Annotated in this window: 9 protein-coding genes; all 9 read right to left on the bottom strand. The window is 36.0% G+C overall.

What is annotated here, in order from left to right:
* Positions 1 to 42 precede the first annotated feature (42 nt).
* Complete coding sequence (locus tag DCO46_RS15415; protein WP_116753402.1) at positions 43 to 978, bottom strand: alpha/beta fold hydrolase; 936 nt, start codon at positions 976 to 978, stop codon at positions 43 to 45.
* Between the two features lie 94 nt (positions 979 to 1072).
* Positions 1073 to 2017, bottom strand: coding sequence for a 23S rRNA (adenine(1618)-N(6))-methyltransferase RlmF (rlmF, locus tag DCO46_RS15410; RefSeq protein ID WP_116753401.1), 945 nt, complete (start codon positions 2015 to 2017; stop codon positions 1073 to 1075).
* Between the two features lie 142 nt (positions 2018 to 2159).
* Complete coding sequence (locus tag DCO46_RS15405; protein ID WP_116753400.1) at positions 2160 to 2822, bottom strand: thiamine diphosphokinase; 663 nt, start codon at positions 2820 to 2822, stop codon at positions 2160 to 2162.
* Between the two features lie 157 nt (positions 2823 to 2979).
* Positions 2980 to 3420 (bottom strand): DinB family protein, encoded by a 441-nt coding sequence (locus DCO46_RS15400; RefSeq protein ID WP_116753399.1) that lies wholly within the window; start codon positions 3418 to 3420, stop codon positions 2980 to 2982.
* Positions 3421 to 3425: 5 nt separating this feature from the next.
* Positions 3426 to 3908, bottom strand: coding sequence for a GyrI-like domain-containing protein (locus DCO46_RS15395; RefSeq protein WP_116753398.1), 483 nt, complete (start codon positions 3906 to 3908; stop codon positions 3426 to 3428).
* Between the two features lie 10 nt (positions 3909 to 3918).
* On the bottom strand, positions 3919 to 4740 hold the full coding sequence (locus tag DCO46_RS15390; protein WP_116753413.1) for a DUF4249 domain-containing protein: 822 nt from the start codon (positions 4738 to 4740) through the stop codon (positions 3919 to 3921).
* A 34-nt stretch (positions 4741 to 4774) separates the two neighbouring features.
* The gene (locus DCO46_RS15385) at positions 4775 to 7156 is read right to left on the bottom strand and encodes a TonB-dependent receptor (protein WP_116753397.1); all 2382 of its coding nucleotides are present in this window, start codon (positions 7154 to 7156) and stop codon (positions 4775 to 4777) included.
* A 132-nt stretch (positions 7157 to 7288) separates the two neighbouring features.
* Positions 7289 to 9511, bottom strand: coding sequence for an NADP-dependent isocitrate dehydrogenase (locus DCO46_RS15380; RefSeq protein ID WP_116753396.1), 2223 nt, complete (start codon positions 9509 to 9511; stop codon positions 7289 to 7291).
* Positions 9512 to 9817: 306 nt separating this feature from the next.
* The gene (locus DCO46_RS15375) at positions 9818 to 12487 is read right to left on the bottom strand and encodes a beta strand repeat-containing protein (protein ID WP_124019571.1); all 2670 of its coding nucleotides are present in this window, start codon (positions 12485 to 12487) and stop codon (positions 9818 to 9820) included.
* Positions 12488 to 12810 lie beyond the last annotated feature (323 nt).

Below are 12810 nucleotides of genomic sequence, written 5' to 3'. Positions count from 1 at the left end.
GAATAAATATAATTTGGTTCGTTCATGGCAAAAGATTTTGGTTTATTCCAAAAACTCAATCATCGCTGTATTAGTGATTTTAGACTGATCGATACTTAAGAAATGGCCGGCATCTTTTATGATTTTAGTTTTACTGTTTACTAAAAACTTTTGTGCCCGTTCAACGCTGTCATCGCCATTGATGACATCATGGTCGCCGATTAAAACCAAAACGGGATTTTGAATTGATTTTAATTCGTCGTTTGAGAAAGGATGCATTTTAAGCATACTCGAATTTGATTTTGCGTATTTATTCGCAAGATAAAATTGTCGTTTGTAAACCGGACTTATTTTTTCGGGATGTGTTGAGAAGGTGTTTAATGTTTTACCGAATTTCTTTTCGCTCGGAAAAAGTTTAAGCATCAACGCAGAAGATGTCTTTCCGACTTTGTCAATAAATTTAAAAGTCTGCGCCGGACTTAAGAGGACGATTTTATCAATAGAATTTTGTTTTTGAGTCGCTAACAAAGTAGCAATCCAGCCGCCACGTGAAGCTCCGACAATATCGAATTTCTTTAATTTATAATGGTTGAAAATCTCATTATACCAAATTACAATTTCTTCTGAAGAGAGTGCCTTGCCGGGTAAAGTAGATTTACCTGGTTCCATTAAAAAATCGATGGCATAAATGCGGTGGTTTTTAGCCAAAGCTTTAATGTTAGGATACCACATAGTTGAACTGGCATCCATTCCGTGAAGTAAAACTAAATCTTTGCCATTTTTTGGTCCTGCCATTACAACATGCGCCGTGCCGTAAGAGGTTTTTATATCTTCTTCCGTATAGGGAATATCCCAAAGTTTGAGCGCTTTATTGTATGAAGCAGTATAAGAATTCTTTTCTTTTTTGGTTTTAAAGCTGTAATCTTCAAATTTTGGTTTTGTTGATGAACAGCTTGCTAAAAGAAAAAAGAGGGCAATTTGTAGCGAATTTTTGAGCATGATAGTGAATTAGATACACTAAAATTACTTGAAAATAAAATGATTACAGTAATATAATTTTGATTTAAACTATCATAATTATAAGGTCAAAAATTTAAATTTTCCAGCTTTTCTGCTCATTTTCAGTCATAAAACTCCAAGCCACAATACGGCTGTTTTTCTGACCCTGAGACATCTCGATTGTTTTGACTGTAACAGCATTTATTTTTTTGAGTATTTTATAAATAGCTGACAGGTTTTCTTTTTTGGAAACCAAAGTAGTAAACCAAAGACACTGTGATTTGTATTTGGCACTTTCGTAGATCATTTGGGTTACAAAACCAATTTCGCCGCCATCGCACCATAATTCGGCATTTTGACCTCCGAAATTCAAAACAGGATTCAACGTTTTCTTTTCTTTAAGGTTGGAGACTTTTCTGCTTGTACTTTTATTTGCCTCCTCTGCAGAAGCATGAAATGGGGGATTGCAAATGGTAAACGTAAAACGATCTTCCGGTGTGATGATATTTTTAAAAATAAAACGGGATTCTGTTTGCTGTTGCAAACTTATAGCGTCAATTAATTTTGGATTGGCTTCTATAATTTTACTGCAATTTTCAATTGCTTTTTTGTCAATATCCGTACCCACAAAACTCCAATTGTAAATAGCATTCCCTAATATCGGATAGATTAAATTGGCACCCGTTCCGATGTCTAAACCCAAAACAGAGTTTCCTGTAGGGATATTTCCATTATTGGTTTCAGCTAATAAATCAGCTAAATAATGAATGTAATCGGCACGGCCGGGAATTGGCGGACAAAGATAATTGGACGGAATGTTCCAAAATTCAAGACCGTAATAGGTTTGCAGCAAGGCTCTGTTAAGAACTTTTACTGCTTTAGGGTCACTAAAATCAATCGTTTCTATCTGATGTTTATTGACAGAAACGTAATTTTTTAATTCCGGACAATTTGTAATAAGAAGTTCAAAATCATATCGCGAACGATGCAGATTTCTGGGATGTAAATTGTTTTTTTCGGAATTATCTATTGCTTTCATTTTGTGAATTTGCTGCAAAGATAGTCATTCCTTTTTTGGAAAAATGTACTTATGAAAACGAGTTCCCTAGCCCTAATGGGAACGGCATCCTTTTGTGGCGGGGTTCGCCACAAAAGATATAGTGTACAGCAGGATTTAGCTTCTAATCAAAACACTCCATTAAAAGCAAATCCCCATCGGTGTGTGTTATCGTGACAAGGCCGTCCTGAGCGACTGAATTACTGCTTCCGGTTCTGTAGCCCATTGTGAGTGTGTCGTTTTGCAATTCATATTTTAGGTTAGAGGACGAAATGCCATTTACAACTCCAATCGGAATAAGCGAAATCGGGGTTTGTGCAGTATACCATTTCTCAAATTTTCTTGGCAGAAGAAATATTTTTGAATGATCGTCGAGAATTACAATTTTAAGCGAATCACGATGACGGACAATATTGGTAAGGTTTGTAATCGTATGATCAGCGCGTTTTCCTGTTGCCCAGACAATATTTACGGCTGGTATTTTTCTTTCAACCAGATAATCGCAGGCTTTTTCGAGATCGGTTTTGTCCTGATCTTCAGTGTGTACAATTTCTATAGGGTATTGTGATGTCCTGTAAATTTCGGGATCAAAACCGCGATCGAAATCTCCAAGAAGTACATCGACTTTAATACCTAATTCAATAACCCTTTCTATTGCAGAGTCGAGTACAACAACCAAAGGGGACCATTCTAATAACTGCCCTAATAATTCCGGATCGCAGGCAGCTCCGTTGGCAATAATTAAGGCCGGTTCCTGATCGTCGCGTACAATATGGTGTGAAGACATTTTTTAATTTTAGATTTTAGATTTTAGATTTGGAAGTTTTATTTTTCCAGTCTCAGAAACCTTGATTTTTAGGGTTTTATTTTGCCAAAGATTAAAGGATTATCACGGATTTTTAATTTAAGTTTAAAATCTAAAATCCGGAATCAGAAATCTAAACTTATATTAGCCTTCTGTGATAATTGATCTGGCCTAAATGATAGCCGAGATGTACTGAAAGATGAACCAGGAAAAATCCTGTTGTCATTTCTTTTTCAAAAACTTCTAATGGATAAATTAACTCTAAATCGCTTTCATTCAGACGGTCAAGAGCATTATTTACCACTATAATAGTATTTTCTATTTTTTCTATTAGTTCGGTTCTTGGAATATTTTTTAATGAAAATTCTAATTCGCGATTTCTGATATAGCCCGTTTTTCCGATTTCTGCACCAATATAGGTGTTAATATTACCAATTAAATGAAGGCAGAGATTTCCGGCTGAATTTGAAATATTTTTGTCAATTACCCAGATTTTTGATTCGTCCTGATAAGATTCTATCTCTAATTTGAGTTTAGTAAGATCACGGGTAAAAAGCGATTTTAGCGTTTCGATTAGCATAATTTCTATGATTTGTTTTTTATCGGAATCCAGATTTCTTCTTCAGAATCAGGATCGTTTTTTTTATACTTGTTGCCCATTATGGCAAAATGTGGGCGGTCATCAACTGTATATGCTGAATTGGGCAGCCATTCTACAAATATACTATGATAAGTTTTATGAGCCTCAATCTGGTCTCCTTTATGAATAAAAACAGCGTATAATTCTGCAGGAATTATTAACCCTTCCATTTCTTCCGGAATGTCTTTAAAATCAGGGACTTCAACGGCGGCCCATTTTTCAAAATGCTCTTTTGGGTCAAATTCATTAAAATGTCCGGTAGTAAAAACTTCTAAGGAATATAAATCAGACCCAATCTGATTTTTTATTTCTTTGCGCCGGGGCATAAAGGAAGACCACAATTCGAATGTTTTATTTTCAAGAAAAGACATTGTAATATGTTTTCCGATAAGTTTTTTTTCTCTGGCAATTTCAATTCTGGCTTCCATTTATAATGTATTATTCAATAATATATTTTTTTGTATCGATCTCGCTTAGTGAAAAATATCCAAGAGGATAATTCGCCTTATCGGTCGTATTTATAATGTTTCCTTTTACGGTAGCGGGCGGAGACTGAAACGGACCGCCAACATTACTGCCCGCAATACTCACAAGGATGTTCATATAATTGTAGTATTGTTTTGAGATTCCGATATGGGTAATTTCAATTTCATCCCCAGCTTTAAGCTCATCGTCATCTGAGATACTGAAAAACTCATTTCCCTGAAAAAACTTATCCTCATCAACATAAAATGTAGAAGCTACTTTGTTTGAATATACATACTTATATAAATAATAATTGGTTTCATCGGCAGGATCATTATAAAATGCTTTTACCTCAATATCTTTTCCGGTAAAGCCACCTTCATTGTTTTGCTCTATTCGCGTTATTGGCGAAACCGCTTTCAGGGTTTCTTTTGCAGTATAAGTACTTCCGTTTGTTACAACGGTCAGCGTATATTCTTCATTAATTACCGGTTTAAAATTCGGGCAGATATACCGTCCGCTTTTTGGGACCTCAATAAAATCAAATTGCTGATTCTGACTGTTTTTTATAAAAACAGTAGCACCGGAAACCACCGGAATTTGTTCTTCAAAATATCCTGTTGTTGTAGTTAACCTGATGCCCTGTTGTGCACCATTTGTTCCCTTTTTCCAGTTGATTGCAGCTTCAATAACCAATTTTGGAGGTGCTGTATCCAGGTCAACATCAACAACTTCTTCACAACTGGTAAAGAAAATCGAAATCAAAAAGACGGTTAATAAAATTACTTTTTTCATACTCTGTTTTATTTCTTTTAAAGGCAGTAATTCCTTAAAATTTAAAATTATAACTAACGGCAGGGACAATTCCGAAAATCGACGTTTTTATGGCTTCATTTCTGCCTGTATCCACATTTTGACGGAAATTTATCGAAGCGGCATTTTTTCGGTTGTAAAGATTATAGATACTAAAAACCCATTCGCCTTTCCAGTTCCTGTCTTTGTTTTTTCGGGGTGTCAAGGTTGCCGAAATATCCAGATGATGATAAGCCGGTAAGCGATGTTCATTTCGTAGCCCATAACTCGGAACTGTAATTCCTAAGTATTCATATTGACCATTGGGATACGTAACCGGCTGTCCGGACTGTAAAGCAAAGTTAGCACCAAATGACCATTTTTCATTTAAGTTATAAGCAGAGGTTATGGCTAAATTATGTGTTTTATCATAAGCAGAATTATACCATTGTCCGTTGTTGATTCCGATCTCCTCAGGAGTTCTCCCCGGTGTCTTTTGTTCTGATTTTGATAGGGTATAGGAAATCCATCCGTTGAATTTGCCCTCATTTTTTTTAACCATAATTTCCAAACCGTAACTTCTCATACGGCCGTTTAAAATAACCTGTTCAATGGCTTCATTGGCAATAAGATCAGCCCCGTCAATATAATCTAATCGGTTTTGGATTTTTTTGTAATAGGTTTCGGCTTCCAGAGAATAGGCTCCGCCATTGATATTTCTAAAATACCCTAAAGCCACCTGATCTGCAATTTGTGGTTTGATGTAGTTGTCACTTGGCATCCAGACGTCAAGCGGAGTAGGAGATGAGGTGTTTGAAATCAACTGAAGATATTGAGTCATTCTGTTGTAACTGGCTTTTATGGCCTCATCATCATTTAACTGATAGGAAACAGCAAGCCGTGGCTCAAGATTATGATAGTCCTGAATTACTTTGTTTCTTCCGTAATACTGGGTTGAAGTTGGTGTACCTTTCTCGTAAATCTGTAGATCAGAATTGAAAACAACCGGATTATTATTGTCATAAAAATTGATCGTTGACGCTCCTAATCTATAGAATAAGCTATACCGTAATCCGTAAGCGACTGTTAGTTTCTGAGTAATCTGATTTTCGGCATCGAGATATACCGAAGGTTCAAAAGCGTATTTTTTATCTAACTGATCGGGATTGATACCAGACACATCGCTGCTTGGTTTAATCGTTCCGGGATTGAATTCATAATAAATTCCGTTTAACCCATAATTCAATTTGAATTTGTCTGAAATATAATTCTTGAAATCGTATTTGATGTTATAGTTTTTGATTCCTGAATCCCATTTGAAACCTACAAAATCCAAATCAAGCCCGTAATAATAATCGCTGTAAATCAGAGAAAGGTTCGAAAATAATTTATCTGAAAACAAATGGTTCCAACGAAGGTTCAAAGTTGAATTTCCGTAAATATTCGTAAAACTTTTGTTCAGGCTAAAAACGTCACGGCCAAAATAACCGGATAAATACAAACTGTTGTTATCGTTTAGCTTATAGCTCAATTTAGTATTCAGGTCATAAAAGTAAGCTGCGTTATCTTTTTGGTCTTCAGATAATTTCAGGAATAAATGGGCATAGGAAGCTCTTCCTCCGATAAGAAAAGAACCTTTATCTTTTACCAAAGGGCCTTCTGCCAGAATTCGGCTTGAAATTAAACCGATTCCGCCATTGACATGAAAATCCTTGCTGCTTCCGTCTTTTTGGTAAATATCCAAAACAGAAGAAGCCCTTCCTCCGTAACGGGCAGGAATTCCTCCTTTATAAAGTTTCAAATCTTTTATGGCATCCGGATTAAAAACCGAAAAGAAACCAAAAACATGAGAAGAATTAAATATAGTAGCTTCATCCAGCAAAATTAAATTCTGATCGGCACCGCCTCCGCGAACGTTAAAGCCCGAAGCGCCTTCGCCGGCATTGGTAACACCCGGAAGCAATAAAATGGATTTTAAAACATCTACTTCGCCTAACACAACAGGCATTTTTTTGATCGTAGCTATCGAAAGTTTATTAGTGCTCATTTCAGGAGATTTAGTATTGATTTTACCTTTGTTATCGGTAATTACAACTTCCTGAAGTTCTTCGCCGCCTTCGTTAAGGGCAAAATTATTTTTGGTATTCTGATTTAAATTGATTGTTTTCTGAAGGGTCTGATATCCAACGTAACTTATTTCGATTTGGTGTTCACCACGGGGAATGGTCAGTGAATAAAAACCATATTCATTAGTTGTGGTTGCAATTTTTAAAGAAGGGATGTAAATATTTACACCAATTAAGGTTTCATTATTTTTTGAGTCACTAATGATTCCGCTTAAGGTAAATTTTTCCTGAGAAAATGAAGTAAAAGCCGTTAAAATAAGAAGAATAAAAAAACTAATCTTTTTTGTAATCATTGCCCTCAGTTTTGATTTACATAGTTAACAATTCTTATTAAAAAACAGGACCCAAAAATTGTTAAATATGAGTTAAGAAAAAAAAGACAACCGTTTAGAGTTGTCTTTTTTTATGAATAGTAAAACTATTTGTTATTTAATTTCAGCAAGAATTGCATTGAAAGTCTCACTAGGACGCATTGCTTTGCTTACCAACTCAGTAGTTGGCTGGTAGTAGCCTCCCAAAGTTTGTGGTTTTCCTTGTGCACCAATTAATTCAGCATCGATTTTTGCTTCGTTAGCCTCAAACTGAGCAGCAATTGGAGTGAAAATCGCTTTTAATTCAGCATCTTTATTTTGGGCAGCCAAAGCCTGAGCCCAATAAAAAGCTAAATAAAAGTGAGAACCACGGTTATCGATCTGACCTACTTTACGGGCAGGAGATTTATCATTCGCTAAGAATTTGTCATTTGCCTGATCTAAAGTTTCAGATAAAACAATCGCTTTAGAATTGTCTAAAGTTTGTCCTAAATGCTCTAAAGAAGCACCAAGAGCCAAAAATTCTCCTAATGAATCCCAACGTAAGTATCCTTCTTCTGTAAATTGCTCAACGTGTTTTGGAGCAGAACCTCCTGCACCGGTTTCGAACAATCCACCACCGTTCATTAAAGGAACGATAGATAACATTTTTGCAGAAGTTCCTAATTCTAAAATTGGGAATAAGTCTGTCAGGTAATCACGAAGAACGTTTCCTGTTACAGAAATAGTATCTAAACCTTTGATGATTCTGTCTAAAGTAAATTCTGTAGCAGCAACCGGGTTTAAAATACGGATATCTAGGTTTGTAGTATCGTAATCTTTAAGGTATTTTTGAACTTTTGTGATCAATTCTCTGTCGTGAGCTCTGTTTTCGTCTAACCAGAAAACAGCAGGAGTGCTTGATAAACGGGCTCTGTTTACAGCCAGTTTAACCCAGTCCTGAATAGGAGCGTCTTTTGCCTGGCACATTCTGAAAATGTCGTTAGTTTCAACGTTTTGTTCCATTAACACATTTCCGTTTGCATCCACAACACGAACAACTCCGTCAGCTTTCATTTGAAAAGTTTTGTCGTGAGATCCGTATTCTTCTGCTTTTTGAGCCATTAATCCAACGTTAGGGACACTTCCCATTGTTTTTGGATCAAAAGCACCATGTTTTTTACAGAAATTAATAGTAGCTGTATAAATTCCGGCATAAGAACGGTCCGGGATAACAGCGATTGTATCTTGTGCTTTTCCTTCTTTGTTCCACATCTGTCCAGAAGTACGGATCATTGCCGGCATAGAAGCATCAACAATAACATCAGATGGAACGTGTAAGTTTGTAATTCCTTTATCAGAATTTACCATTGCCAAAGCTGGTCCGTTTTCGATAGCTTTTGTAATATCAGCTTCTACTTCTGCCTGCTCAGGTCTTCCTGCAACTTTAGCATAAATATCACCTAAACCATTTCTGGTATCGATATTTAATTCAGTAAATAAAGTTTCATATTTTTTGAAAAGATCAGCAAAATATACTTCAACGATAGCGCCAAAGATAATTGGGTCTGAAACTTTCATCATAGTAGCTTTTAAGTGCACAGAAAGTAATACGCCTTCTTTTTTTGCGTCAGCAATTGCCTCAGCAGCAAAAGATTTTAATTTTTTGACACTTAACACAGAACTGTCAATAATTTCTCCTGCTTTAAGCGGTGTGCTTGCTTTTAAAACTGTTGTTGTTCCGTCTTTGGCAACGAATTCGATTTTTACATCATTAGCATCTGCAACAGTCAGCGATTTTTCACTTCCGTAAAAATCACCATTTGGCATAGAAGCTACTTTAGTTTTTGAATCAGCAGACCATGCACCCATTGAGTGAGGATTTGCTTTTGCGAAGTTTTTAACGGCTCTTGGTGCTCTACGGTCAGAGTTTCCTTCACGTAAAACAGGGTTTACGGCAGAACCTAAAACTTTAGCATATTTTGCCTTAATTTCTTTTTCAGCATCATTTTGAGGCTCTTCCGGAAAGTCAGGAATTTTGTAACCGTGAGATTGCAATTCAGTAATGGCAGCTTTTAACTGCGGTACAGATGCAGAAATGTTTGGTAATTTGATGATGTTAGCTTCAGGTTGTGTCGCTAATTGACCAAGTTCGGCCAATGCATCTCCCGTTTTTTGAGCATCTGTTAGAACTTCAGGGAAATTTGATAAAATTCTACCTGCCAACGAAATGTCTCTGGTTTCAATTGCAATACCTGCGGTAGCAGTAAATGCCTGAACAATTGGTAAAAAAGAATAAGTCGCTAATAATGGCGCCTCATCAGTTAAGGTGTAATAAATCTTTGAATTCTGTGTCATTTCTTTTTTTTTTATGGTCGTATCGCCAGGATACAGCGATGTAAAGGTGTATTCGGCTCAAAACGAGCGGAGCAAATATAATAAAATCAGTCCGAAAACGGTGTAGTTTTCCGGATAATTGTCGAAATTATCAGATTGTTAACTGGTGTTGGTTTAATTATCAAATCAATGATTTTACTATTAAAAAATTACAGTTTTATTAGTTTGGAAAATAGCTCAAAAAAAAAACTAGTTTCAAATGATATGAAACTAGTTTTTTATAACATGTTTTTATTTTTCTTATAATCTCAATAAGATTATGTTTCGTTATTGTTTGATATTCTCTCTTATTAATTTCTCAAGGCTGTCAATGCGGTCACTCATTGCTTTTATGGTTTTTTCGTTTGCCTCAAGCTGTTTTTTCTGCTCATCAATATTTTTCTCGTTTGCCTCTAATTGTTTTTTCTGTTGTATGGTATGCAGATATAACTCTTCTATTTTTTCAAGTGACTGGATAGAAAGATCAGTAATGTTAAAGATATATTCGCCTTTTTCATTTCTTTGAAGATCCTTAATACTTGTTACACCTGGTAAGTGTTTGTTTTCAGTAATAAATTTTTCTACCTGATCCAATGATTTAAACTTATACTCTGATTTAATATCTGATTTACCACTTAAATAATCTTCAAATACATAATCCGCATAATAAGATGTAGGAGTAATAATTGAACCATTTACAGCAAGTTTAACATTTGGATCTACAGAACCTAACATATTATTTGTCCCTATTCCTACTTTACCAGTTTGATAAATGTTATCTGTATTTGCAGTTGCTTTGTTAGTGGTACCTTGCACTTGCCATGGCTCAATTGCTATTAATGCGCTTGATACAGTTTTTAAAACCCCAGTTGCATCTGCTACGACTATATTATCTGTTGCCGGTGTAACACTTGTTTGTAAACCTTCAAAACGAACAGGATCTGTTCCTGTTACGGGTGTTACATGAAAAGTAGTTGTTGGAGCTGTATTACCAATTCCTACTTTTACAGTATTTGCTCCTGTACCTCCTAATATAATACTGTTACTTTGTCCTACTTTAGCATTATAACCTATAGCGATTGCGTTAGTTAGTGTTGCTGAAGTTGCATCTGCGGAAGCTCCAATAAAAATATTATTACTTCCTGTGGTATTTGTGTTACCTGAACTGTCTCCCAAAAACAGATTATAGGAACCTGTGGAATTGTTGAACCCGGCATTGAAACCAATGCCACTATTGTAACTACCAGTAGTAGTTTTATTTAATGCACTTGCACCCAAAGCATTGTTATAGGCACCTGTAGTGGTTAATGTTAATGCTAAATAACCTACCCCAGTATTCCAACCAGCACCTGAACCTGTAAAACTCATCAAAGCTTTACTGCCTATCGCTGTATTAGCGTTTGTTTTTGCATTAGTTAAAGCCATATATCCAATGGCCGTATTATCCCAATTGCTGCCTCCTGCTGTCAATGCACTTGCACCTATAGCTGTATTGTCACCACCTGCAGCGGTAGTATTAAAAGCAGTATACCCCAAAGCCGTATTGCCTGTGCTTAAACTACCAGCATTTGTATTGTTTATACGGAAGTATAGTGGAGCACTATCCGTAGTACCTATGAAATTTGCTGTAGTTGTGTCTGCATTTCCTTTAAGAGCCCACCCATTGTTTAAAGTGGCAGGATTAAGGGTTTTTAAAACCCCTGTGGCATCTGCTACTACTATATTATCTGTTGCCGGTGTAGCAGTAGCTTGGAGGCCTTCAAAGCGAACTGGATTTGCAGCACTGGTTACATGTAAAGTGTTTGATGGAGCTGTATTGCCAATACCTACATTACCAGATGAAGCAATACGCATTCTTTCCGTATTATTGGTAACAAAAGGCAGGTTGTTGTTGCTTATAGTACCAAAAGTTTTGTCAGCTGTAAGTGTATTACCACCTTGTAACCAGTTAAGATTTGCATTACTTCCAGAATCGTTCAAAGAGGTCCATTGCACGCCATTCCAATAGTATAAACCCTTGCCATTAGCACCCGGGCCGGTTATACTGGCATTTGTATTATAAATAAACATGGCCTCCTGGGTGGTCGTTCCTAACAACCCCCAAGTTGTAGTGGCTGATAGTGGAACTTGAGGCAACCAAAGTCCCTTATTGCCTCCACTATTCAGTCTCAATATAGCACTTGGATCAGGTATATTACCCATTGATACATTACCAGTGAGCAAATCAATGTCAAATGCATTGATAACAGTAGGAGTCTGTATAACAAATTCGCCGTTAACATTGACGGTGGGGTTAATACCCATGTGCACAAGCTTTCCGCCATTTCCACTGCTAGCCAGCCTAATTACAGCTGATCCTCCGTTAGGGTTATTCAGGTCAATCATGGTATTGGGGTTGGGATTAGCGGTTATAGAAGGACTACTTGTACCCGTATAAACCTTAAGATAATCTACATAAGCTCCTTTCCATGTATTGGTTGGCAAGCCCAGGTTTCGCAATGAGGTACCATTAGGTATTAAATCTCCTTCTGTAGTTAAACGTATTTTTTCAGTGTTGTTGGTTCTGAATGACAAATCCTGATTGTCTGTAGTTCCTAAGAAATTAGTCGCTGGATTTGTACCAGTATTTCCTAAAAGACTCCACATTGGCATTGAACCAGGATTGATAGTTCTTAAAATACCATTACTGTCAGTTGTTAAAATTTTATCTGTACTTGTTCCAGACTGTAATCCTAATATTGCCAACGTCCAGGTATCTGTAGTTGTTAAAACGGAAGGTTTTGTCAAAGCTCCTCCCAATTGAATATTTCCGTTTGAAGCAGTTAAGCCATTATCGGCCGTATTAAGTGAATTAGGATTAATTTGTACTTTTTCTCCATACACAGTTACCAGTGTTTTTGTTTGTGCAGTCATAAATCCGCATTGGACTAATAACATCATGCACAGTAGTTTTTTCATTTTTTTAGATTTTGTTTTTTAAAATTCCCTGTAATTTTCCTTTGTTTTTTTTTAGTCTTTCCAGACTTTTAAAAAACCGTACAAAATTAGATTGACTATAAGATATAGGCTGTTTTAAAAAGACATTAAACTATTAAAATAAGACATTTTTACTGTTTTTTATAAAAACAAACCTCTGATTATAAGGGCATTATAAAATTACGATTATTTTCTAAATACTTTAAGTGTTTTACAGGCAATTAAAATCATTATAAACCCGGATGTTTCGATATTTAGAGGTTATGATGCAGAATCAAAATAGATAATTGATATGATTTAAAACA

The organism is Flavobacterium sp. HTF (assembly GCF_003105115.1).
In the GTDB taxonomy this organism is placed as follows: Bacteria; Bacteroidota; Bacteroidia; order Flavobacteriales; family Flavobacteriaceae; genus Flavobacterium.
Note: the sequence above shows the minus strand (reverse complement) of the source record. Positions and strands in the feature narration are given on the sequence as shown.

What these genes read in the sequence shown, in the direction of transcription:
- DCO46_RS15415 (WP_116753402.1), bottom strand. Translation starts at nt 978, where the DNA reads ATGCTCAAAAATTCGCTACAAATTGCCCTCTTTTTTCTTTTAGCAAGC.
- rlmF (WP_116753401.1), bottom strand. Translation starts at nt 2,017, where the DNA reads ATGAAAGCAATAGATAATTCCGAAAAAAACAATTTACATCCCAGAAAT.
- DCO46_RS15405 (WP_116753400.1), bottom strand. Translation starts at nt 2,822, where the DNA reads ATGTCTTCACACCATATTGTACGCGACGATCAGGAACCGGCCTTAATT.
- DCO46_RS15400 (WP_116753399.1), bottom strand. Translation starts at nt 3,420, where the DNA reads ATGCTAATCGAAACGCTAAAATCGCTTTTTACCCGTGATCTTACTAAA.
- DCO46_RS15395 (WP_116753398.1), bottom strand. Translation starts at nt 3,908, where the DNA reads ATGGAAGCCAGAATTGAAATTGCCAGAGAAAAAAAACTTATCGGAAAA.
- DCO46_RS15390 (WP_116753413.1), bottom strand. Translation starts at nt 4,740, where the DNA reads ATGAAAAAAGTAATTTTATTAACCGTCTTTTTGATTTCGATTTTCTTT.
- DCO46_RS15385 (WP_116753397.1), bottom strand. Translation starts at nt 7,156, where the DNA reads ATGATTACAAAAAAGATTAGTTTTTTTATTCTTCTTATTTTAACGGCT.
- DCO46_RS15380 (WP_116753396.1), bottom strand. Translation starts at nt 9,511, where the DNA reads ATGACACAGAATTCAAAGATTTATTACACCTTAACTGATGAGGCGCCA.
- DCO46_RS15375 (WP_124019571.1), bottom strand. Translation starts at nt 12,487, where the DNA reads ATGAAAAAACTACTGTGCATGATGTTATTAGTCCAATGCGGATTTATG.